Genomic DNA, 21074 nt, shown 5'->3' on the forward strand with positions numbered 1-21074 from the left:
GCGCATCCGCCCCCTGCGCCCCGCACCGCGCCCGGCGCCCGCGCCCGGGGCCGTGAGCGGCGCGGACGCCGGGCCGGGAACATCGCCGCTCGACGCGCCACAAGCGGCCTCCAGGCGGAAGAATGACCCCATGACGCAGCCGAGCAGCAGCAGTCCCAGCTCCCCGGTCCCCGGCCGGCCCGGTTCCGCCCCCTCGTCCGCCGCCAGTCCCCGTGCCGGAAGCGGCCGTCCCGCCGTCGCCTCGCTGCCCGGCCACCGCGCGGCCCCCTCCGGGCAGTCGCCGCGCGACACCGCGCACGGTGCCCCCGGCGCCGGCTCCGCTCTCGAACCCGACCTCGACGCGGACCTCGACGCCTACGAGGACCCCGAGGGCATCGAGCTGCCCGCCGACCGCTTCCTCGACCGCGAGCGCTCCTGGCTCGCCTTCAACGAGCGCGTGCTCGAACTCGCCGAGGACCCCCGCACCCCGCTGCTCGAACGTGCCAACTTCCTGGCGATCTTCGCGAGCAATCTGGACGAGTTCTTCATGGTCCGGGTCGCGGGCCTCAAGCGGCGCATCGCGACGGGTGTCGCGACCCGTTCCGCGTCCGGGCTGCTGCCGCGCGAGGTTCTGGAGCTGATCTGGACGCGCTCGCGCGAGCTCATGGCGCGCCACGCGGCCTGCTTCCAGCAGGACGTGCTGCCCGCGCTCGCCGACGAGGGCGTGCAGCTCGTGCGCTGGGCCGAGCTGAGCGAGACGGAGCAGGCGCGGCTCTTCACGCTCTTCCGGCAGCAGATCTTCCCCGTCCTCACCCCCCTCGCGGTGGACCCCGCGCACCCCTTCCCGTACATCTCGGGACTGAGTCTCAACCTCGCGGTGGTGGTGCGGAACCCGGTGAGCGGACACCGCCACTTCGCGCGCGTCAAGGTCCCGCCGCTCCTGAGCCGTTTCCTGGAGGCGGCGCCCGACCGGTACGTCCCCATCGAGGACGTCATCGCGGCGCACCTGGAGGAGCTGTTCCCGGGGATGGAGGTGCTCGCGCACCACTCCTTCCGCCTCACCCGCAACGAGGACCTGGAGGTGGAGGAGGACGACGCCGAGAACCTGCTCCAGGCGCTGGAGAAGGAGCTGATGCGCCGCCGGTTCGGGCCGCCCGTCCGCCTGGAGGTGGAGGAGTCGATCGACCCGTACATCCTCGACCTGCTCGTGCGCGAGCTCAAGATCTCGGACGTCGAGGTGTACCCGCTGCCGGGGCCGCTCGACCTGACGGGCCTCTTCGGGATCACCTCGCTGGACCGGCCGGAGCTCAAGTTCCCGAAGTTCATCGCGGGCACGCACCGTGATCTCGCCGAGGTCGAGTCCGCCTCCGCGCCCGACATCTTCGCGGCGGTGCGCGAGCGGGACGTGCTCCTGCACCACCCCTACGACTCCTTCTCGACCTCCGTGCAGGCGTTCCTGGAACAGGCCGCCGCCGACCCGGACGTGCTCGCCATTAAGCAGACGCTGTACCGGACCTCGGGCGACTCGCCGATAGTGGACGCGCTCATCGACGCGGCCGAGTCGGGCAAGCAGGTGCTCGTCCTGGTCGAGATCAAGGCGCGTTTCGACGAGCAGGCGAACATCAAGTGGGCGCGGAAGCTGGAGGAGGCGGGCTGCCACGTGGTCTACGGGCTCGTCGGCCTCAAGACCCACTGCAAGCTCTCCCTCGTCGTCCGCCAGGAGGGCGAGACGCTGCGCCGCTACTCCCATGTGGGGACGGGCAACTACCACCCGAAGACCGCCCGCCTCTACGAGGACCTCGGCCTGCTCACCGCCGACCCGCAGGTCGGCGCGGACCTCTCCGACCTCTTCAACCGGCTCTCGGGCTACTCGCGCCGCGAGACGTACCGCCGCCTGCTCGTCGCCCCGCGCTCGCTGCGCGACGGCCTGATCGAGCGCATCGAGAACGAGGTGCGCCACCACCGCGCCGGACGCCCCGCGCACGTGCACTTCAAGGTCAACTCGATGGTGGACGAGGCGATCATCGACGCCTGCTACCGCGCCTCGATGGCGGGCGTCCCGGTCGACGTGTGGGTGCGGGGCATCTGCGCCATCCGCCCCGGCGTCCCCGGGCTCTCCGAGAACATCCGCGTCCGCTCCGTCCTCGGCCGCTTCCTGGAGCACTCCCGGGTCTTCGCCTTCGGCAACGGCGGCGAGCCCGAAGTGTGGTTCGGCAGCGCGGACATGATGCACCGCAACCTGGACCGCCGCATCGAGGCGCTGGTGCGGGTCTCGGACCCCGCCCACCGCGCGGCGCTCGCGCGCGTCCTGGAGACGGGCATGTCGGACTCCACCGCCTCCTGGCACCTCGGCCCGGACGGCGAGTGGGTCCACCACTCGACGGACGCGGACGGGCAGCGACTCCCCAACGTGCAGGAACTCCTGATCGACGCACGGAGGCGGAGGCGTGGCACCTCGACCCCCTGAGCGGGCCCGGCCGCAGAGCGTGCCGGTCCGTGCCCCGCGAGCGCCCGAGCCGCCCGGGACGCCGGGAGCGGCCCCGGCGCCCCCCGGCGGCCCCGTATCGGCCTACCTCCAGGAGCAGGCCGCCGCCTTCCTCCGCGCCCTGCGCGCCCGCCGCGAATCGGGCACCTCGGCCGTGGAGACGGAGGCGGCCGTCCGCGCGCTGCGGGCCGCCGCCCGTCGCGTGGAGGCGACCCTGCACACCTTCCGGCCGCTCCTCGAAGCCGAGTGGGCGGAGCACCTGCAAGCCGAACTGCACTGGCTCTCGGCCGTGTCGGGCAGCGAGTACGCGTGCGCGCACCGGCTCGGCCGGCTCCTCGGCGCGCTGCGCCGGCTGCGGGACGAGGAGGGCGTACGGGGTGGCGCCGTGCCCGCGCAGGGGCACCCGGAGGGGCCGCTCCCCATGGGCGCGGCGCGCGCGGGCGCCCTGCTCGACCGGCAGTTGACCCTCGCCCGTACCCGCGCGCACTCGGCGGCGCTCGACGCGCTCGGCTCGGCGCGTTTCCACGCGGTCGCGGACGCGGTCGCCGTCCTCGCGAGCGAGGTCCCCTACCGCCGCGGGGCCTCCCCGCAGGACCCGGAAGTCGTCGGCGCGCTCGCCGCGCTGGCCTCGCACCGGCTCGCCGACGCGATCGCCGCGCTCCCGCTGGACCGCGCGGGCGCCCCGTACAACGCGGAGGCTTCGGCGCTCGGCAGCGCGGCGCCCGGCGGGGAGCCGCAGGACGCGCCGTGGCACCGGGTGCGCCGCCTGCTGCGGGTGCGGGTGTACGCGGCGGAGGCGCTGGGCGCCGTACCGGAGGCGCGTACCGTGCCCGGCGCCCGCGCCCTGGACCGGCACCGGGACGCGGCGGACGCGGCAGCGGCGGCGGCGGCCGCCGCCCGTACCCCGCGCATCGCGCCGCCGACGGCGTACGCGCTCGGTGTCCTGCACGCGGTCCAGCGCCAGGAGGTGGAGGCGGCCCGCCACACCTTCCAGCGCGCGTGGCGGGAGGCGGTACGCGTATGAGCACCCCGGCCCGCGCGGCGGGCTGCGTCCTGTGGCGCCGCTCGCCCGCGCCCGGCGTCGAGTTCTGCCTCGTCCACCGCCCCAAGTGGGACGACTGGTCCTTCCCGAAGGGGCATCTCAAGCCCGGTGAGACGGAACTGGCCGCCGCGCTGCGCGAGGTGGAGGAGGAGACGGGCCGCACGTGCCGCCCCCTGACCCGCCTCCCCCGCGTCGCCTACCGGACGCACGGCGGACGGGCGAAGACGGTCGACTACTGGCTCGCGGAGGAGACGGGCGGCAGCTTCGCGCCGAACGACGAGATCGACGCGATCCGCTGGCTGCCCCCCGAGGCGGCGGCGGCACTGCTGACCGCGGCGCGGGACCGGTCCCTCCTGGCGCGCGCGGTACGGGAGTTGCGGGCGGTACGGGAATAACTCCGCCGTGCGCGGCGGGCGGGACGTACCGTCGTACCCCGGCCCCCGAGCGCGAGGAGCCCCGCGTCCCATGCCGTCCCCGACCTCCCTCACGTACGACGACATCAAGACCGCCCGCGACCGGATCGCGGGGCACGTGCGGCGGGCGGCCGTGCTGCCGTACGCGGAACACGTGTCCGTGGCACTGGAGTTCACGCAGTACACGGGGAGCTTCAAGGCGCGCGGGGCGTGGAACTTCGTCGCGGCGCACCGCGAGGCGGGCACGCTTCCGGCGGCCGGGGTGACGATCGCCTCGGGCGGGAACGCGGGGCTCGCGTGCGCGTGGGCGGCGCGCGGGGCGGGCGTACCGGCGACGGTGTTCCTGCCGCAGAACGCGCCCCGCGTGAAGGTGGACCGGCTCGCGGAGCACGGGGCGCGGGTGCGCCTGGTCGGCAGGGAGTACGCGGAGGCCGCCGCGTCCTGCGCGGATTTCGCCGCCGACGCGGGCGCGCTGCTCTCGCACGCGTACGACGACGCGCTGATCGCGGCGGGCGCGGGCACGCTGCTGGACGAGGTGCTGGAGCAGGTCCCCGGCCTGGACACGCTCGTGGTGGCGGTCGGCGGGGGCGGCCTGTTCGCGGGCGTGGCGACGGCGGCCCACCACCACGGCATCCGCGCGGTGGGCGTGGAGCCGACGCACTGCGCGGCGCTCTCGGAGGCGGTACGGGCGGGCGAAGTGGTGGACGTCGTACCGGACTCGGTGGCGGCGGACTCCCTGGGAGCGCGCCGTGCTGCGGAGTTGGCGCTGACGGCGGCCCAACACCCGCTCTCCACGCTCCTGACCGTCCCGGACGAGGCGATCATCCGCACCCGCCGGGACCTGTGGGACCACCACCGTCTGGCGGTGGAACACGCGGCGGCGACCGCCCTGTCCCCCCTGACCACCGGCGCCTACGCCCCCGCCCCCGGCGAACGCGTGGCCATCATCCTCTGCGGAGCCAACACCGACCCGGCCACCCTCTCGGACAACCGCTGACCACCCGTTTCACCCCTCGGGCAGCCGCGCGGGCACCTCGCACTCGGCGTCCCTGTGCACCTGCCGGGCGAAATCGACGGCGAGTTCCTTGAGCACGGACGTGGACTTGGCGTCACCGGCTTCCAGCGGCGTCTGCGCGATGACGGCCACCACCATGCGATTCATTTCCGGCTTCTTCGTCGTCTTCTCCCGACACGTCGTCCCGACAAAAGCCATGCGCGGCCCCGCCCACGCCTTGTCCCCAGCCCGGAACGGCTCAAGCCCCACCCCGTACTCCGGACGGACCACCTCACCATCCAACGCTTCGGTCCAGCCAAGCGCCGTGCTGTGCCCCGTAAAAGTCAACAGATCCTGCCGATCCCTCGGCTTGCCGCCGTGGACGGCGCAGAGACTGGTGAAGAGTTCATGCCCGTCTTTCACATCCGACGAAAAAGCGTAAGAAGTATCCTCGGGCAACACGGACCGAAAGATCTCAGCCGCCCGTTCCCGATGCGGAACATTCGAGCAGACATCCCCCGCAGCGATATCCCCCCGCTCCTCGGCAAACGCCCCCTGCCACGCGGCGATCCCGAAACCGGCCCCCGCGAGCACAGCAAAAACCCCACCCCAGACCACCACCAAGACCGACCGTCGCCGCCCTCTCACCCAACCCATACGCACCCGCCTCTCCTCGCCGACCACTACGCCTCCCCCTCACCCCACCGGCAACCGCGCGGGCACCTCACCCCTTCTTGTCCTCAGCGTCACCAAATCCATTGAGAATCCCGTCGAAGGTCTGCCCGGCCGCCGTCCCCACGAGGTCGCCCGCCACGGCACCTCCGGGACCGGTGAGGGAGGCGGTCGCGATGCCGGCGGCACTGCCCACCACAGACTTTGGCGAACAGCCCGGACGCGGCCAACCCTCCCTCTCAGCGCCTCTTCAGAGCATCCGCCGGTTGCGGCTCATGGCCGTCGCCTCCTCCGGGGTCACCTTCGCCGGCATCGAGTTGATACGGCGCCGCAGGTCTTCGAGTACCGCGTCGATCCGTTCGCGCACCTTCGTGCGGTGCCCCGCCACCTCGCCGTGCCACCGCTCGGCCGTATCGCCCACCCAGGCCAGCGCGGCGGTCGCACTCCCCTTGCCGACATCTTTCTCGGCCAGCTCGAAGGCCAGGACAAAATCCGTCCGCTCCTTCACCAGCGCCTGGCGCAGGCCCTCAAGCCGCAGGCGATCCGGATTGTCGACCTTCGGCCTCGCTTCCTCGGCGGCCATATCTCCCCCCGGAGTCCCCAGCCCTTGCCCCTCATTCCTCACTACGAGATCGAACCTAGCCCACCACTTTCCGTCACCGCCACCACCCCGGGGCCCAGGAACCCAGATAACTCGTCGGCCACCGTGGCCAGTTGGCCATCGACACCTCGTCCCACCGCGGACTTCCCGCCCCGTCCGCAGCGGCATCCTCCGCGTCGCCCGCGCGACAGGCCGCACCGGCCCGTAAACCGGCTGGCCCCGGCCTTCCCCTCCCCTTACGCTGCGCCGGTGCCTGCGATCCGTGAAATCCAAGTGACCGTCGACTGCGCCGACCCCGTCCGCCTCGCCGCCTTCTGGTGCGAGGCGCTCGGGTATGTCCTTCCCGAGGCGCCCGACGGTTACGGGAGCTGGGCGGAGTACGGGGACGCCGTGCCGCGTGAGGAACAGCCGGTGTACTTCGCCTGTTCGGACCCGACGGACGCGGGTCCGCGGCTGCTCTTTCAGCGGGTGCCCGAGGGCAAGGTGGTCAAGAACCGCGTCCACATCGACGTGCGGGCGGGCAAGGGCCTCGTCGGGGACGAACGTCTCGCGACGCTCCAGGCGGAGCAGGCCCGGCTGGAAGCCCTCGGCGCCGTCCACCTGTACACCCAGCTCGCCGACGGCGAGAACGAGTCGTGCGTCACGATGCAGGACATCGAGGGCAACGAGTTCTGCCTCGACTGAGCCCCGCCGCCCGACCGCTCACCACCTGTCGGCGGCGGCACCCCGCTCCGCCTCGCAGTCCCGGCACCGCCCGGGCCCGTACCGCAGGGCCCGCTCGCAGACGTCGCAACTGTGCCACCACGGGGAGGGCCGCACGTCGGGGAGGTCCGACGGCTCGACGGGCGCGGAATCGGCCCGGAAGGTGGTCGGCAGCTTCGCCGGCCGCAACCGCACCGGGTAGGCGAGGTCGTCCAGAACGTCGAGGCGACTTCGATCACCCGGGCGCCACCCTCCTTGCCCGTGCAGGCGTCTTGCAGGGAGTCACCAACGATGACCGTGTTCGCGCGGGTGAAGGGTCGGCCGCGGGCGCGTTCCGCGCGGGCCTGGGCGATACGAACGAGGGCGGGGCGGTGGGGGTCGTCGGAGGCGTAGCCGCCCAGTGGGATGTGCACGTAGTCGGTGAGGCCGAAGGCGGCAAGCTTGATCTCCGCGCTCTCCCGCAGGTTCCCCGTCACGATCGACGGGCCGAGGTCCGCGTCCGCGCGTGCCCCGAGAAGTTCCCGTACCGCCACGGGCATCGTGGCCCCCGTCCCCTTCGCTGGCAGCTTCGTCGCCGGGCGGCCGACGGCGGCGCGGAAGACCTCGCGGTAGACGAGGCGGTCGGTGTCCCCCGCGTAGAGGAGGGACCGGTCGATGCCCCAGAGGACGAGGATCATGCCGGCACCCGCTCCCGGAGGACTTCTTCACCGTGCTCGACGAAGGACCGTACGGCCCTCGCGCCGCCGGAGCGGCGGGCCTCAGCGAGCATCGAGTGCAGGTGCTCGCCCAGCCTCGCGAGCGCACGCTTCGCACCATCGCCAGGACCTCCTCCCCGGTCGCGCACCCGGCGTCGGCATCGCCCGCGCGCATCTGTGCCGTGGCCGTGCGGGAGAGGAACTGCGCCTTCGTCCGCGCCGCGTCCGCAGCGAGTGAGCCTCGGGCCGACGCGAAGGCTGTCGCAGCCTCGGCGGGCTTGCCCAACTCCATGTAGACGCTGCCCCGTTGTCCGTGAATCAGCAGCATCGCGCGCAGGGCGGCCGCGTCCTGGTCCGCGAGCAACTGCCGTGCGGTCCTGGCCGCGGTGACCGCATCACGCGGGTCGCCCACGGAGTAGCCCTGGATGGCGAGGAACGACAGCGCTCCGGCGCGCAGCCGCGAGTCCTGCGAGGCATGGGCCGCGCGGAGCGCGCCGAGGAGGAGGCGCTGTGCGGCCTCGTGTCGGCCGCCGTCGAGCGCGTACCAACCGGCCTGCATGGCGGTATCGGCTGTGACGGCCGCCAGGCGACGGTCGGTTCTTTCGTCGTGCGTACCGGACTTCGTGAGTGCGCGGACAGTGCGGCCGAGGTGCGGGACGGGTTCGCGCACGTCCTCGTCCCGGGACACGAGACATGAGTGGCGGCCACCGCGGACAGCACCGTCGTGGGGGTGACGGTGCTCCAGGCCGCCGGACTCAAGCAGCCCTACCTCGAACCTTTCTGGCGCGGGCGCGGACTGGGAGACCGGTTCGTCTCCCTGGCCAAGCGGCAACGTCCACAGGGGCTCGCCCTGTGCACGTTCCAGATCAACGGCCCGGCACACCGGTTCCATGAGCGGCACGGCTCCGTCGCACGTGAACGGACGGATGGGAGCGGCAACGACGAGCGCGAGCCCGACATCCGTTACGTCTGGCAGCCCGGGGAGTAGCCGGCCCTGTCGCGGGGGCGCGGACGAGAAGACTGCCTTCGCCGTCCCGCTCCCGCCCACCGCGGGCCTTGTACGCCGAGACGACGCTGTCCGGTCTACCGTGTCCGAGCATGACGACTCTGATCACGGGCGGCAGCGGCCTGGGCACAGAGCTGATCCACCGGGCGACGGCGGCCGGAGACGACGTGGCCGCGACGTACGCAAACAAGCGCGGGGACGCACCCGGGGTCGCCTGGCGCCGGCTGGATCTGCGCAACCCGGGACAGGCGGAACACGTGATCGGCACTGTGCGTACCCGCCTGGTGATCAACACGTCGAGCAACAAGCCCGAATGGGCGGTCCCCCGCGCAGGGGCCCATCCGGCTCGCCGCTGCGGCCGCAAAGTGCGGGGCCCGCCTGGTCCACCTCTCCAGCGACGCCGTCTTCTCCGGGACGCGGGTCAACTACGCGGAGACGAGCCTGCCCGATCCGATCACCCCCTACGGCGCCGCGAAGGCGGCGGCGGAGACCGGCATCCTCCTGGCGAACCCGGCCACCGCCGTGCGCACCTCGCTGATCGCCGGCCATGGGCGCTCCCCGCACGAACATGCCGTGTACGGCCTGATCGCCCGCACCCGCGAGGGGATGCTGTTCACCGACAACATCCGCTGCCCCGGGCACGTCAGCGATTTGGCGGCCGCCGTCCTGCAACTCGCCGTCAACGACGAGGCGACCGGTTTGCAGTACGTGGCGGGCCCCGACACCGTCAGCCGTCACGAACCCGGCTGCTCCATCCCCGTACGGGACGGACTGGACGCCTCCCGGCTCCCCGCCGGACCGCGCGGCGGCTGCGTACCGGAAGGAGCGTGCGACATCTGCCTCGACACCCACGCCACCCGAAACCGCCGCACACGTGCTCCGCGCGGTGCGCGCGAATTCCTGCGCCGGTAGGCCGAAGCCCCGCGAGGCGAGATAGGCGTACGCCGGGGAGAGTCAGGCGACGCGTTCCTCGTGGGCGCAGCTAGTTTTTCAGGCGCGAGGGACGTCGAGGCCGCCATCGGCGGCTGCCATCTGCAACCCCGAGTCCGCAGTGCCGACCGCCCCTGTACAGCGCAACTGCCAACAGACTATGCGGTCGACGCTATCGGTTGCCCTGCGAGTACGACCAGCGACAGCGAGTGAGACCATCGTCACATGTCGATTGCTGTGTACAGGTCATGAAGCTTTAGTGTTTGATCTGTGGGCCAACGTCAACGCACCAATGGGGGAACGGATCTGATGTCCACTCAGGAAAAGGCTCGCAGAAGCAAGCGCGTGGCGGTAGTCGGCATAACGGCAACTACTGCCCTAGTGGGGGCCTTTGCCATGCCCGCGCAAGCCTCCACCTACACCAGCCACCTCACCAACGTGAACACTGACTTCGAGTCGTCTCGCTGGCACGACAACAACGGCGGGTCCACGACGATCAAGTTCACGAGCTGCACGTCAACCGGAACCAAGGCAATCGGTGTGACGCTGCGGAAGGACCAGTTCGGTCCCGACCCGGTGTACACCACCGCGAGCTACACCGCTTGCTTCAAGTCGGGGGCCACATCGAGCGGCACGTGGAGTGATCACGGGTCAGGCGACTACTACTTTGTCGTCAACTACGGTTCAAACAGCTACGACTATTTCTCGGTCAAGTCTCTGAGCGTCTACTACTGACAAGCGCTTCTCTGGGCCCCCGCCGCGACGACTGCGGCGGGGGCCCAGCGCACAGAAAGGCTCTTTATGCCTATCCAGTTCCGCAGATGCGGCTTTCACTACAGGGGAGGAGCAGACGTCATCCAGGGCCTCGACCTGGCTTTCAGCCCCGGAGCCAGCGTCCTCCTCGGGCCTAATGGAGCAGGCAAAAGCACGCTCTTGTCGCTAGCAGCTGGCGCGCTGCGCCCGCAGACCGGGGGCGTCACGTTCGATGGCCTGGATGCATGGAACCGGAAGCAGTCTTCGGCGTATCGCACTGCAGTGGCGTGGCTACCCCAGAAGCCCTCATTCCTATCAGGGATGACTTGCCGTCAGCATGTTACTTACGCAGGTTGGCTCAAGGGCATGTCGCAGCGTGACGCATCCAGGGCATCCGGGGTGGCACTCGAACGTGTCGGCCTTGCTAAGCAGGCGGACCGTAAGGTCAGTGATCTCTCCGGCGGGCAGCAGCAGCGTGTCGCCATCGCTCAGGCTCTTGTCCACCGTGCCAAGGTGCTCCTCCTTGACGAACCCACCGTGGGACTAGACCCGATGCAGCGCAGATCGTTCCTACAGCTCATCGCATCACTGCGAGATGACACGCATGTGATCGTCTCCACTCACGACATCGCCGATATCGGGGAAGCCTTCAGCGATGTCGTAGTACTTCACGAGGGCAAGGTCTTGTTCAGCGGCTCTGTTTCTTCGTTCCTTGCCCATTCGGGTGTCGGAATCGACTCGGAACGCGCTGCGGAGAACGCCTACACCGCTGTTCTCGAAGGTGGTTTCCAGTGATTTTTTGGCAGCAGTTGCGTCGTTCGGCGGCCCCTTGGGTGATCCTGCCAGCCATCCTGTTCGTATCGCTGTATATGGAAAGCGTGGCGTACACCGCCCCTTCTCACTACGGTGTCGAGTCGGGTGAGAGCACGATCTATGCTCTGGCTGTCATAGCACCGGCCGTTGCCGCGTGCGCCGCATGGGACTCGGGGCGTATGCAGTCCGTGCGCCACATGCTGACCACATCCTCGCGGTCGCGGTGGTCGTTGCTCCTGCTCGTCGGAACTCCTATCGCTGCCCTGGAGTCGGCACTTCTGGTCCTCGCTATTTTTCTGTCGCGGATCAACACTGGCGTTTTTCCCGCTGGTGCCGGGTGGACCGGACTGGCACACGTAGTCATAATTCCTGCCGAGTGGGCCGTCATCGGCTGGTACGCCGGCAAGCGTCTTCCTAAAAGTATCGCAGCACCGGCAATGGCAGCTCTGTGCTGGACTTGGCTGACGATGCCGCACGCGATGAGGAACGGGTGGCTGAGGCATCTGGGCGGGTTTATCGACGGGACTTCCACCATCACCGACGTCCACCGGCCTGAGATCTATTTTGTGCCGTGGGTCTTCACTTCCTGTCTTATCGTCGTAGCATGGCTCGTCACCCGTAGCGGTTTTCGCCCAGGTTTCCTCGCCGCCGGTGTAGGTATCGTCGTCGCAGCACTGTTTGCCGGATATGCCGTCGTCAGCGGATGGGGCTACAGCAACCCGACGACTGTCCGTGCTTATTCTTCCGCATGTTCTGGAACCAGCCCGCAGATCTGCGTTCCACCGGAGTACCGGCCCTACATACCCCAGATTCGCCAAAGCACCAAAGCTCCGCTCCGTGCGCTGGCTGATGCCGGGGTAGCGCAACCGAAGCGTATGGAGATCCTTTCGCCGTCGAAAAGGCCCGCACCAGGCGTATGGCCACTGGATTGGTCGCTGCCTGCCGACGACGCGGGAGTCGTGTCCCAGACCCCCGTGGACGTCATCGCCGGATCGGCCGTAGAGGGGACTGCAGCGCAGTACGGAAGGCGCCCATGTGGAGGCCCTTCGGCCCCAGAACTTGTGTGGGCCACTGCCGTCGCTGGCAACAAGGATGAGGTGCGCCAGGTAACCGACCCGCAACTGTGGGGTCTGGTAGGCCCTGTGCTGAACGCGCCGGCGAAGCAACAGTCCGCCTGGTTCAGGCAGCAGGTGCTCACCCATGCCTGCCATGAGGAGGGGGCTCGTTGAGGCTATACATCACAACAGTGCGGAGGTGGTGGATTGCGCTAGCAGCAATCATCGTGATGGCAGTGGTGTGTCAGCTTTCGGGCACGAGCAGTGTCGACCTGCCCGCGCTCAACGGCAGTGGCGTGACGCCCTTGGCCTACTTCACTCCCTTGCTGGTGTCTTCCACGGTCTTGTACTGCCTGAACCGACGCGCCGACCACATCGAGCGCACTGCAGCCGTAGCTGTCGCCGTTATCGATGCGGTGTTCATAGCGTCCGTATTCGTCCTGTGTTTGGTGGCAGGCTTCGTCACAGGCTTCGACAACGCGCGCAACGTGCTACTGCTGACCTGCATCGGCCTTTTGGTCGCCCACGTGGGGAACAGTGCATCAGGTATTTCCGTCAGCATGATGCTGTTGATTGCCAGCATCGTTGCCGGTCGTGGTCCGGCGGGAAGCCACGCTTGGTGGGCAGTGGTCCTGTATCCGTCAGGCAGCGTCCCTGCGTGGTCTCTGACAGCGATACTGCTGGCAGTGACGGGAATTCATTCTGTCAGGTCATCCGCAAAGTCATAGGTATACGGTTTGCGGGACCACGAGGAACTTAGCCCGTGTCCTACGTGGTGACGCGGACGAGTCGCTTGTAGCAGCACAGGGCGGCGACGAGTCCGAGAAAGGAAAGGTAGTTGCGGGGGTCGCGTTCGTAGCGGGGCCGAGGCTGCGGTAGCCGGACAGCCAGGACATGGTGCGCTCAATGACCCGTCTGCGGCACCCCAATCGTTTGCTGGACCGATGCCTTCGCGGGCGATACGCACGCCGATCCGCTTCCCTCGCAGCCTTCTGCGCACATCGGCCCGGTCGCAGGCTTTGTCGGCGTGGAGGCGCTGGGGTCTGAAGTGGCGGCCGCGGTGGGGGTCGTGTCTCGTTGGGTGACCCTCCACCATCGGCTTCAGCCCTTCGCTTCCGCGCCCACCACCACGTCTCCCCCTCACCCCTCGGGCAACCGCGACGGCAGCTCGCACCGGGCGTCTTTGTGGGCCTGCCGGGCGAAATCGACGGCGAGAGTGGTGAGTACCTTGCGTGCGTTCCCGCTCCCGGTGTCGAGCGGTTCGCTCGCCTGAACCGACACCGCGATGTCGCGCACCTCCTCGCCGGGCGTCTCGGCAGGCCGGCAAGGAACCCCGATCACCACTGCCCGGGAGCCCGCCCACGCCCTCTCACCGGCGCGGTACGGCTCAAGCCCGTCCCGCTTGAGCCCGAAAAGGGCGTGACTCCACCACTCATCCCAGGGGACTCCGCCCCGGGGCAGTGCCCTGAGCCGCAGGAGCGCCTTGTCGTCCTTCCCGTACACCGTGCACAGACTCGTGAAGTGATCGTTCTTTCTGGGCAGCAAAGTCTCTTCGAAGGAATAGCTGGCCTCCTTGGGCAAGACGGAGCGGAGAGCCTCGGCCGTCTTCGCGCGATCGGGGACGTTCGAGCAAACGTCGGACGCCGCGATGTCCCCGCGCTGGGTGAAGACACCCTGCCACGCGGCGACTCCGAACCCGGCCCCAGCGATCACGGCCAAAACCCCACCCCAGACCAGCACCAAGACCGACCGTCGCCGCCCTCTCGCCCCATCCATACACACCACCCCTCTCCGCGCCGACCACTACGCCTCCGCCTCACCCCACCGGCAACCGCGCGGGCACCTCGCACTCGGCGTCCTTGTGCACCTGCCGGGCGAAATCGACGGCGAGTTCCTTGAGCACGGACGTGGACTTGGCGTCACCGGCTTCCAGCGGCGTCTGCGCGATGACGGCCACCACCATGCGATTCATTTCCGGCCTCTTCGTCGTCTTCTCCCGACACGTCGTCCCGACAAAAGCCATGCGCGGCCCCGCCCATGCCTTGTCCCCAGCCCGGAACGGCTCAAGCCCCACCCCGTACTCCGGACGGACCACCTCACCATCCAACGCTTCGGTCCAGCCAAGCGCCGTCCGGTGCGCATAGAAGTTCAGCAGATATTTTCGGTCCTTCAACTTGCCGCCGTAGACGTCACATCCGCTCGCAAAGATGTCACCACCATGTTTGATCAACGGCGCGAAAGAGTAAGAAGTATTCTCGGGCAACACGGACCGAAAGATCTCAGCCGCCCGTTCCCGATGCGGAACATTCGAGCAGACATCCCCCGCAGCGATATCCCCCCGCTCCTCGGCAAACGCCCCCTGCCACGCGGCGATCCCGAAACCGGCCCCCGCGAGCACAGCAAAAACCCCACCCCAGACCACCACCAAGACCGACCGTCGCCGCCCTCTCACCCAACCCATACGCACCCGCCTCTCCTCGCCGACCACTACGCCTCCCCCTCACCCCACCGGCAACCGCGCGGGCACCTCACCCCTCGGGCAGCTGCGAAGGTAGATCGCACCGGGCGTCCTTGTGCGCCTGCCGGGCGAAGTCGGTGGCGAGCCGAACAAGAGCGGACCTTGCCTTGTCGCCGGAGACGTCGAGGGACCGGTTGGCCTGGGCCACAACCGTCAGATAGACGGGAGGCGCTCCTTCCATCTCCTCGTAGGGCGCGCACTGCACCGCGAGGGCGGCGACAGTGGAATTCGCGACAGCGTGCTCACCCGCCGGGAAGCGAGACAGGCCGCGCTGGTCCTCGGGATCAACCGAGTGTTGCTGCCAATCCTGCCAAGTGGAAACGGTATTGGGTTCGGCCGTCAGCAGAAGAAGCACCTTGCCGTCTCCCCGCACGGTGCAGGAATTACGGAACTCCATCCCCTCCTTCGGAGACCATCTGTCCCTGAAAGAATAAGAAGAAGCCTTCGGCAGGACAGATCCTAGCGTCTCGGCGACCTTGCCCCGGCCCGGAGTGTGGGGACAGACATCGTCGGCGGTTATCTTCCCGCGCGAGCTGAAACCGCCGATCGCGTAAACGACCCCAAGCGCTACCAGCACCGCGATCCCGCACACCGCCGCACCCACCACGAGCCAGCGGTTTTTCCGCGCCCCCCGCGTCACCGGAACTCCCCGCAGGCACAGGCCACTCGTGGGCACAACTCACGCAAACGGTAGGAATGTTGGTTCATCATTCGTCTCCCCTTGCTTTGATTTTGTCAATCACTCCCTGGGCATCATCCAATCCCTGACTCACATCCGACCCCACTGCGGTGGCGACCGCATTGTCTTGGGTAGCCGCTTTGACCGATTCCTGGACCGTCAAGACCGCAGAGGATTCAGCGTCTCCTTGTTTCAGAATGTTCTTGTACACCTGCTTGATTCTCTTGTCCTCAGCGTCACCAAATCCATTGAGAATCCCGTCGAAGGTCTGCCCGGCCGCCGTCCCCACGAGGTCGCCCGCCACGGCACCTCCGGGACCGGTGAGGGAGGCGGTCGCGATGCCGGCGGCACTGCCCACCACAGACTTTGGCGAACAGCCCGGACGCGGCCAACCCTCCCTCTCAGCGCCTCTTCAGAGCATCCGCCGGTTACGGCTCATGGCCGTCGCCTCCTCCGGGGTCACCTTCGCCGGCATCGAGTTGATACGGCGCCGCAGGTCTTCGAGTACCGCGTCGATCCGTTCGCGCACCTTCGTGCGGTGCCCCGCCACCTCGCCGTGCCACCGCTCAGCCGTATCGCCCACCCAGGCCAGCGCGGCGGTCGCACTCCCCTTGCCGACGTCCTTCTCGGCCAGCTCGAAGGCCAGGACAAAATCCGTCCGCTCCTTCACCAGCGCCTGGCGCAGGCCCTCAAGCCGCAGGCGATCCGGATTATCGACCTTCGGCTTCGCTTCCTCGGCGGCCATATCTCCCCCCGGAGTCCCCAGCCCTTGCCCCTCATTCCTCACTACGAGATCGAACCTAGCCCACCACTTTCCGCCACCGCCACCACCCCGGGGCCCAGGAACCCAGATAACTCACCGGCCACCGTGGCCAGTTAGCCATCGACACCCAGCCCCACCGCGGACTTCCCGCCCCGTCCGCAGCGGCATCCTCCACGTCACCCGCGCGACAGGCCGCACCGGCCCGTAAACCGGCTGGCCCCGGCCTTCCCCTCCCCTTACGCTGCGCCGGTGCCTGCGATCCGTGAAATCCAAGTGACCGTCGACTGCGCCGATCCCGTCCGCCTCGCCGCCTTCTGGTGCGAGGTCCTGGGCTATGTCTGCCCTCCCGTTCCAGAGGGCTTCACGACGTGGGAGGAGTACCACCACTCGCTGCCGCCGGAGGAGCGACCCGTCTACTTCGCGTGCGCCCACCCGGACGGTACGGGGCCACGTCTCCTCTTCCAGCGCGTCCCCGAGGGCAAGACGGTCAAGAACCGCGTGCACCTGGACGTCCGCGCCGGCGCGGGCCTCACCGGCGCGGAGCGCCTGGCCACCCTGGAGGCGGAATGCGCCCGCCTCGTCGCGCTCGGCGCCACGCACGTGAAAACCCTCTACGCGGACGGCGAAGAGGAATCCTGCATCCTCATGCGCGACGTAGAGGGAAACGAGTTCGACCTCGACTGAGTTCCTTTCCCGAACGTTCCCTTGCCCGCGTTCCGTTCGGGCCGGCCCGCCGGTTGCATCAACGCCACCGGCGGGCGGGGTATCTCAGGTGGTCGCGAACCAGTCCGTGCTGCTGGAGACCATCTTTCCCTTGTCCATCACGCCGGTGAAGAACACCATGCGTTTGCCCTCCGGTATTTTGCTGGAGAATCCATCGCACCTGGTCCAGCCTGCCGCGGCACCTTTGTGATCCTCGCAGCGGTAACCGTCGGCCACCTGCCCGTACATCTCGACGTAGTAGCCGTCCGCGCTCATGTCGAGCACCCAGAACTCGTCGCCGTAAGGCTCGAAACACGCCCGGCCTGCGGCTTTGTGCTTCGCGTACGCCACGTTCGTGCAGTGCACCTTGGTGAAGTCGGGTGAACTGGACACATTCACGGCTTTCGCTACGTAACCGGCGGCGGAAGCGGAGCCGGTGAACCCCAGTGCCATAGCGAAAGCGGTCGCGGTGACCGCTCCGATGCGCCATACCTTCTTCATTCCCTTACCCCCATGCAATCGATTCGTCCGCGCGATTTCCGATCCTCGCCCATTGCAGACGCAAATACAAGGGAAGCAAAAATTCCGCTTGCGAGGGAAAGGTGACCACCACACATCCGGGGCGAATTCATGATCCGGCTCCGGCCGGCATCGAGATCTGCCCCCCGGGGCACGGCCGGGATCTGCGGAGAAATGTCGAGGAAAAAGGCGACCCCCCGGGCACACCCCGCCAGTTGCCGGAGCAGGCGACCCTCGCCGAACCGCCCGGGGCGGTCCCGCGCTCCGTTCACCACCCGGCGGCGGGACGCCTCCCGTCGCGCCCGTCCCGGCACTCGCCGCACAGTCCCGGCCCGTCGCGAAGTGCCCGTTCGCAGTTCTCGCAGCTGTGCCACCACGGGGAGGGGCGTGGTTCCCGTGCCGCCGTGCGGGCGGGGCCGGAGGAATGGCGGGCGGTGGGCAGCTTCGTGGGCATCGACGGCAGGTCGGTGACGAGGCGGTGCGCGAGGAAGGCGGCGGGACGGTGGATGTGCTGCGGGAGCTGCGCGAGGAGCGCGGCCCGCAACACGTCACGATCGACGGCCCGTTCCAGCCAGGCGGCAGCGAGCGGAGCGAGCCGCGCGAGGTCCCTCTCGGGGAGGAGGAGCCGTGGGTCCTCGCGATGGGGAGTGGCGAGCACGTGGGCGGCGACGAGATGGGTACGGGGCTCGGGGCCTACGGGAGGGGGCGGCGCGTCCCGTACGGGCTCCTCGCGCGGCGTCTCCCGTACGCGCGTGGCCCGCAACTCCTCGCGTACGCAAGCGCGGTCCGTCGCCTCCGCCTGCGCCTCCTCGATCACCGCCGCCTCGGTCCCGGCCGCCTCGAACACCGCCGTCTCGGTCCCGGCCGCCTCGGTCCCGGCCGCCTCGGTCCCGGCCGCCTCGGCCGCCACCGCCTCCGTTTCGGCCGTCGGCTCCACTGCCGCGCGGGCTCGAACCGTACGCCCAGCGGCTCCGTCCCGGCCCGCACGCCCCGAGGCTCCGTCCCGGCGTCCCGTACGACGCTCCCGCGCTCTCCGGCCCCTCCGCCCCGCTCCCCCTCCCGCCCCGGCAGCGTGTGGATGAAGGTGCGCGTGACGATGCGGCCGGTGGGGAGCCGGGAGGTCTCGCGGCGCAGGAAGCCGACGGCTTCGAGCCGCCGAAGGGCCCCGGCGATGGCGTGTTCGCCGTGGCGCGGGTCGCGTTCCGTCAACGCCTTGATCGAGACCTTCGTCCCTTCGGGGACGGAAAGCATGTACGTGGCGATGCCGATCGCCAGGTAGTCCAGGTTCCTGTGCTGCGCCAACGCGTTGGAGACGACGCAGAACTCGCGGTCGAGGCGGGTTCGGACGTGCGTAACGCCCCGCGAGGCACGCCGACGGCGGATAAGCTCTGAGGCATCCATGGGGAAGGTCTGATTCCTTGTGGTAATCCACGAGGAAGTTCTCGCTTCGCTCGTGGTCGGCCCCCGCCTCGGGATCGTGACTCCCGACGGGGGTCATTCTCATGGCCGTTGGCCGGAGCATATGCCCGCCAAACCCCAGTTCCCTCTGATATCCGGATCTATCACCCAACAGAGTGACGCCTCCCGCACCGGCGCCCACGCAGGCACCCCCACGCGAGCGCCCGCCCGTCAGTCCCGCACCTACAAGACGGCGGGCCGGAAGGCAGGTTGGTTCTCTCTGCCAGTCCTTTGAAAGAAGGGGCGAGCCGATCGGGGTCCCGGTTTCCCCGGCCCGTACGGCCACACCGGGTCCCGACTTTCACAGCTGGTCCCACCTGCGGAACACGGAAGAGCCCGGACCGTGTCATCCCGCAGGGACCAGGGCTCGTCGCAGCTCGCGCAGGCGGGGGCGATGGCGGAAACGTCCGGTCCGGTCTTCCCGAGCTCGATGTATCGCCTGGTCCCGAAGCCAGGGGCTGGGGCGCGCTGCAACGCAAGCGCTGAGGCGGGTCCCTCCGGGCGGCGACCGCACCGGCCCCTGAGACCGGCCCCCGGCCGCCCGCCGAGTCGTTCCCTCTTCACACGGTACGGTCCCACGCCACGCCCACCGCAGCTCTGCCCCGCCTCCGGCCCGGTCCAGCCGGCCGGTGGGGCGCTGGGGCCGAATACAGGGCGAGGCGAGTGGACCCCTCCCACGCGGGCGGTGGCTCAGAGCGCGTCGGCGGCGAGCGCGGCGCAGAAGTCGGCCCACTGCGGGGCGGGATAGCGGAGCGAGGTGAGCGCGGTGTCCTTCGAGTCGCGGATGGCGATGGCATCGGGCAATGGCGCAGCTTCAACGCAGTTCTCCGCCCCGGTGCTGTAGGAGGACGTGAACCAGGCCGCCTCGATGCAGTTGTTGGCGGCGCTGCTGTGCGAGGACTTGAACCAGGTGAGGTGCGGAGCGGGATCGGTCATGATGCGTCCCTCCCGTTGACAGGGCAATCGCGCGCTGGTGTTGGCGACTGAGCCGTAGCGCCATGACAGCACCTGGACAGACCACCGGCAACAGTGCCTCGCGTACCTGGGGCCGAGGGCATGACAGTGGGCCCTCCCCGCTTGCTCCGAGAAGGGCCCATCGTGAGGTGGTGCGGTGATCAGAGGGCGCCGGAAACGATCCCGTCGCAGAACGCGGCCCACTGGGAGGTGGTGTAGCGGAGGGGGGTGAGGGAGGTGTCCTTGGAGTCGCGGAGGGCGAGTCCACCTGGCAAGAAGGCTGCTTCCACGCAGTTATTGGCCGCGTTGCTGTACGAGGACTTGAACCAGTTGGCGCTCGGCAGGCCGGAGCTGGGCGGGGATGCTGTCACGTGTTCATTCCGTTCATGATGTTCCTGATCTTCAAGCGCGAATCGTCCACGGACAGGGCAGCGGCGACCACGCGAGCGAAGGCGTCCTCGAACACCTTCACGTCTTCGGTCCCCTCGACGAAGTGGCTCCCCTGCAAGTTCTCCAGGTTGACCACCGTCGGCCAAGGGGCCGGGAAGTGAACGACCTCGATCAGCCCGACCAGGCCGGGATTCGCTGTCCCCTTGAGGTCCAGCACCTGGATGGTCACATTCGGCAGATCCGTCATGTCCAAGAGGTGCCGTAGCTGCTCGCGCATCATGTGGGGTTGCTCGACGGAGGTCATGTGCAGAGCTGCTTCGTGGATCACAGCCCAGAGCCTCAGGGGCGCCTGGCCACCTGGACGCGTCGTCAGTATGGCCTGCCTGGCCCGGCGCAGTTCGGCCAGCGCGTGCACCTCGTCCTGAGTCAGCGTGAGCCCCGTCGCGGCGATGATCTCCCTGGCGTAGCCCCCGGTCTGCAACAACCCGGGGATCAGGCCCGGTGCCGTGACCTGCTCAAGCTCCGCGTCCGCCTCCAGGTCGAGGAAGTCCCGGTACGAGTCGACCAGCACATCACCGTACGGCCGCCACCACCCTCGCTTACCCGCGTCCTTGGCCAGGTTCGTCAGCGCTGTCACGACCTGCGGGTCCTCCGCGCCGAAGAGCTTGAGCAGCGACTCGACCTCCTGCGGGGTCACCCTCCCCTTGGCGTTCTCGACGCGCGAGTACTTGCTCTCGGCCCAGCCCATCGCCTCGGCGGCAGCCCGGCTCTCCAGGCCGGCCGCCGTGCGGCGCCGTCGCAGCTCATTGCCCAGGCGCCTGCGGCGCAAAGTGGGGACGGCCCTCTGGTTCGGCATGTGGTGCTGACACCTCCGGTAGGTGAACGGGCACGGGGTGAAGTCTGGCAGTTGCGAGGTGCGTTGACGAAACCGTAGGTGACGCCGCACCTCTG

General features: G+C 69.0%; 25 protein-coding genes and 2 pseudogenes. 13 read left to right on the forward strand and 14 right to left on the reverse strand.

The genetic code is table 11. The features are described from left to right. Nucleotides 1-130: 130 nt before the first annotated feature. The 4 genes from SSBG_RS12810 (at nucleotide 131) to SSBG_RS12825 (ending at nucleotide 4916) form a co-directional block, all read left to right on the forward strand. The gene (locus tag SSBG_RS12810; RefSeq protein WP_008746560.1) at nucleotides 131-2446 is read left to right on the forward strand and encodes an RNA degradosome polyphosphate kinase; all 2316 of its coding nucleotides are present in this window, start codon (nucleotides 131-133) and stop codon (nucleotides 2444-2446) included. After that, nucleotides 2427-3488: a CHAD domain-containing protein gene (locus SSBG_RS12815; RefSeq protein ID WP_008746561.1), complete on the forward strand. Its 1062-nt coding sequence runs from the start codon at nucleotides 2427-2429 to the stop codon at nucleotides 3486-3488. The genes SSBG_RS12810 and SSBG_RS12815 overlap by 20 nt, the downstream gene beginning before the upstream one ends. Then, nucleotides 3485-3901, forward strand: coding sequence for an NUDIX hydrolase (locus tag SSBG_RS12820; RefSeq protein ID WP_008746562.1), 417 nt, complete (start codon nucleotides 3485-3487; stop codon nucleotides 3899-3901). The genes SSBG_RS12815 and SSBG_RS12820 overlap by 4 nt, the downstream gene beginning before the upstream one ends. Before the next feature lie 70 nt (nucleotides 3902-3971). Beyond that, on the forward strand, nucleotides 3972-4916 hold the full coding sequence (locus SSBG_RS12825; RefSeq protein WP_008746563.1) for a serine/threonine dehydratase: 945 nt from the start codon (nucleotides 3972-3974) through the stop codon (nucleotides 4914-4916). A 9-nt stretch (nucleotides 4917-4925) separates the two neighbouring features. Here the strand turns inward: SSBG_RS12825 and SSBG_RS12830 are convergent, their stop codons facing one another. The 3 genes from SSBG_RS12830 to SSBG_RS12835 all read right to left on the reverse strand — a co-directional run bounded on the left by SSBG_RS12830 (nucleotide 4926) and on the right by SSBG_RS12835 (nucleotide 6168). Next, nucleotides 4926-5534: a hypothetical protein gene (locus tag SSBG_RS12830; protein WP_008746564.1), complete on the reverse strand. Its 609-nt coding sequence runs from the start codon at nucleotides 5532-5534 to the stop codon at nucleotides 4926-4928. A 103-nt stretch (nucleotides 5535-5637) separates the two neighbouring features. Continuing rightward, nucleotides 5638-5784 carry a hypothetical protein gene (locus SSBG_RS33200; protein WP_008746565.1) on the reverse strand — a complete coding sequence of 49 codons (147 nt, stop codon included), beginning with the start codon at nucleotides 5782-5784 and terminating at the stop codon, nucleotides 5638-5640. A gap of 51 nt (nucleotides 5785-5835) precedes the next feature. Beyond that, complete coding sequence (locus tag SSBG_RS12835) at nucleotides 5836-6168, reverse strand: hypothetical protein (protein ID WP_037869635.1); 333 nt, start codon at nucleotides 6166-6168, stop codon at nucleotides 5836-5838. A gap of 267 nt (nucleotides 6169-6435) precedes the next feature. Here SSBG_RS12835 and SSBG_RS12840 point away from each other — a divergent pair, with 267 nt between their 5' ends. From SSBG_RS12840 to SSBG_RS33210, 7 genes and pseudogenes are all read left to right on the forward strand, one after another. After that, nucleotides 6436-6870: a VOC family protein gene (locus tag SSBG_RS12840; protein ID WP_008746567.1), complete on the forward strand. Its 435-nt coding sequence runs from the start codon at nucleotides 6436-6438 to the stop codon at nucleotides 6868-6870. Between the two features lie 1359 nt (nucleotides 6871-8229). Beyond that, nucleotides 8230-8571: pseudogene (locus tag SSBG_RS12855) on the forward strand (histone acetyltransferase); the annotation flags it as partial. 396 nt (nucleotides 8572-8967) lie between these two features. Continuing rightward, on the forward strand, nucleotides 8968-9501 hold the full coding sequence (locus SSBG_RS31095) for a sugar nucleotide-binding protein (protein ID WP_324603599.1): 534 nt from the start codon (nucleotides 8968-8970) through the stop codon (nucleotides 9499-9501). A gap of 327 nt (nucleotides 9502-9828) precedes the next feature. Beyond that, nucleotides 9829-10254, forward strand: a complete 426-nt coding sequence (locus tag SSBG_RS12865; protein ID WP_008746570.1) for a hypothetical protein — start codon at nucleotides 9829-9831, stop codon at nucleotides 10252-10254. Between the two features lie 66 nt (nucleotides 10255-10320). Continuing rightward, nucleotides 10321-11067, forward strand: a complete 747-nt coding sequence (locus SSBG_RS12870; protein ID WP_037869641.1) for an ABC transporter ATP-binding protein — start codon at nucleotides 10321-10323, stop codon at nucleotides 11065-11067. Then, on the forward strand, nucleotides 11064-12314 hold the full coding sequence (locus SSBG_RS33205; protein ID WP_158677774.1) for a DUF7224 domain-containing protein: 1251 nt from the start codon (nucleotides 11064-11066) through the stop codon (nucleotides 12312-12314). The genes SSBG_RS12870 and SSBG_RS33205 overlap by 4 nt, the downstream gene beginning before the upstream one ends. Nucleotides 12315-12367: 53 nt before the next feature. Then, entirely contained in the window at nucleotides 12368-12868 is a 501-nt protein-coding gene (locus tag SSBG_RS33210) for a hypothetical protein (protein ID WP_158677775.1), read from the forward strand. 40 nt (nucleotides 12869-12908) lie between these two features. Here SSBG_RS33210 and SSBG_RS33685 read toward each other — a convergent pair. The 6 genes and pseudogenes from SSBG_RS33685 to SSBG_RS12895 all read right to left on the reverse strand — a co-directional run. Next, a pseudogene (locus tag SSBG_RS33685) lies at nucleotides 12909-13269 on the reverse strand (IS5/IS1182 family transposase); the annotation flags it as partial. A gap of 11 nt (nucleotides 13270-13280) precedes the next feature. Then, entirely contained in the window at nucleotides 13281-13853 is a 573-nt protein-coding gene (locus SSBG_RS12875) for a hypothetical protein (protein WP_234010509.1), read from the reverse strand. A gap of 103 nt (nucleotides 13854-13956) precedes the next feature. Beyond that, the gene (locus tag SSBG_RS12880; protein ID WP_008746576.1) at nucleotides 13957-14565 is read right to left on the reverse strand and encodes a hypothetical protein; all 609 of its coding nucleotides are present in this window, start codon (nucleotides 14563-14565) and stop codon (nucleotides 13957-13959) included. 103 nt (nucleotides 14566-14668) lie between these two features. Further along, nucleotides 14669-15055: a hypothetical protein gene (locus SSBG_RS34610; RefSeq protein WP_234010510.1), complete on the reverse strand. Its 387-nt coding sequence runs from the start codon at nucleotides 15053-15055 to the stop codon at nucleotides 14669-14671. Nucleotides 15056-15365: 310 nt separating this feature from the next. Beyond that, nucleotides 15366-15698, reverse strand: coding sequence for a hypothetical protein (locus SSBG_RS12890; RefSeq protein WP_037869644.1), 333 nt, complete (start codon nucleotides 15696-15698; stop codon nucleotides 15366-15368). A gap of 51 nt (nucleotides 15699-15749) precedes the next feature. Then, a complete protein-coding gene (locus SSBG_RS12895; RefSeq protein WP_037869646.1) occupies nucleotides 15750-16082 on the reverse strand; it encodes a hypothetical protein in 333 nt (110 codons plus the stop codon). A gap of 267 nt (nucleotides 16083-16349) precedes the next feature. On the opposite strand from SSBG_RS12895, the gene SSBG_RS12900 reads away from it, so the two are divergent. After that, nucleotides 16350-16784, forward strand: a complete 435-nt coding sequence (locus tag SSBG_RS12900) for a VOC family protein (RefSeq protein WP_008746580.1) — start codon at nucleotides 16350-16352, stop codon at nucleotides 16782-16784. Nucleotides 16785-16868: 84 nt separating this feature from the next. Here the strand turns inward: SSBG_RS12900 and SSBG_RS12905 are convergent, their stop codons facing one another. Both SSBG_RS12905 and SSBG_RS34615 read right to left on the reverse strand, forming a co-directional pair. Further along, on the reverse strand, nucleotides 16869-17303 hold the full coding sequence (locus SSBG_RS12905; protein ID WP_037869648.1) for a hypothetical protein: 435 nt from the start codon (nucleotides 17301-17303) through the stop codon (nucleotides 16869-16871). A gap of 286 nt (nucleotides 17304-17589) precedes the next feature. Further along, entirely contained in the window at nucleotides 17590-18231 is a 642-nt protein-coding gene (locus SSBG_RS34615) for a hypothetical protein (RefSeq protein ID WP_234010511.1), read from the reverse strand. Nucleotides 18232-18395: 164 nt separating this feature from the next. Here SSBG_RS34615 and SSBG_RS34620 point away from each other — a divergent pair, with 164 nt between their 5' ends. Further along, nucleotides 18396-18713, forward strand: a complete 318-nt coding sequence (locus SSBG_RS34620) for a hypothetical protein (RefSeq protein ID WP_234010512.1) — start codon at nucleotides 18396-18398, stop codon at nucleotides 18711-18713. Between the two features lie 756 nt (nucleotides 18714-19469). Here the strand turns inward: SSBG_RS34620 and SSBG_RS12915 are convergent. From SSBG_RS12915 to SSBG_RS12925, 3 genes are all read right to left on the reverse strand, one after another. Beyond that, nucleotides 19470-19715 carry a DUF397 domain-containing protein gene (locus tag SSBG_RS12915; protein WP_037869649.1) on the reverse strand — a complete coding sequence of 82 codons (246 nt, stop codon included), beginning with the start codon at nucleotides 19713-19715 and terminating at the stop codon, nucleotides 19470-19472. 179 nt (nucleotides 19716-19894) lie between these two features. Then, nucleotides 19895-20104 carry a DUF397 domain-containing protein gene (locus tag SSBG_RS12920; protein WP_008746584.1) on the reverse strand — a complete coding sequence of 70 codons (210 nt, stop codon included), beginning with the start codon at nucleotides 20102-20104 and terminating at the stop codon, nucleotides 19895-19897. Continuing rightward, nucleotides 20101-20979 (reverse strand): helix-turn-helix domain-containing protein, encoded by an 879-nt coding sequence (locus tag SSBG_RS12925; protein WP_037869650.1) that lies wholly within the window; start codon nucleotides 20977-20979, stop codon nucleotides 20101-20103. The genes SSBG_RS12920 and SSBG_RS12925 overlap by 4 nt, the downstream gene beginning before the upstream one ends. Nucleotides 20980-21074: the final 95 nt, after the last annotated feature.

The organism is Streptomyces sp. SPB074 (assembly GCF_000154905.1).
GTDB lineage: Bacteria > Actinomycetota > Actinomycetes > Streptomycetales > Streptomycetaceae > Streptomyces.

Bases quoted from the DNA above. Each gene is read 5' to 3' on its own strand.
- SSBG_RS12810 (WP_008746560.1), top strand. From the start codon at position 131: ATGACGCAGCCGAGCAGCAGCAGTCCCAGCTCCCCGGTCCCCGGCCGG.
- SSBG_RS12820 (WP_008746562.1), top strand. From the start codon at position 3,485: ATGAGCACCCCGGCCCGCGCGGCGGGCTGCGTCCTGTGGCGCCGCTCG.
- SSBG_RS12825 (WP_008746563.1), top strand. From the start codon at position 3,972: ATGCCGTCCCCGACCTCCCTCACGTACGACGACATCAAGACCGCCCGC.
- SSBG_RS12835 (WP_037869635.1), bottom strand. From the start codon at position 6,168: ATGGCCGCCGAGGAAGCGAGGCCGAAGGTCGACAATCCGGATCGCCTG.
- SSBG_RS12865 (WP_008746570.1), top strand. From the start codon at position 9,829: ATGTCCACTCAGGAAAAGGCTCGCAGAAGCAAGCGCGTGGCGGTAGTC.
- SSBG_RS12870 (WP_037869641.1), top strand. From the start codon at position 10,321: ATGCCTATCCAGTTCCGCAGATGCGGCTTTCACTACAGGGGAGGAGCA.
- SSBG_RS34610 (WP_234010510.1), bottom strand. From the start codon at position 15,055: ATGGAGTTCCGTAATTCCTGCACCGTGCGGGGAGACGGCAAGGTGCTT.
- SSBG_RS12895 (WP_037869646.1), bottom strand. From the start codon at position 16,082: ATGGCCGCCGAGGAAGCGAAGCCGAAGGTCGATAATCCGGATCGCCTG.
- SSBG_RS12905 (WP_037869648.1), bottom strand. From the start codon at position 17,303: ATGAAGAAGGTATGGCGCATCGGAGCGGTCACCGCGACCGCTTTCGCT.
- SSBG_RS12915 (WP_037869649.1), bottom strand. From the start codon at position 19,715: ATGACCGATCCCGCTCCGCACCTCACCTGGTTCAAGTCCTCGCACAGC.
- SSBG_RS12925 (WP_037869650.1), bottom strand. From the start codon at position 20,979: ATGCCGAACCAGAGGGCCGTCCCCACTTTGCGCCGCAGGCGCCTGGGC.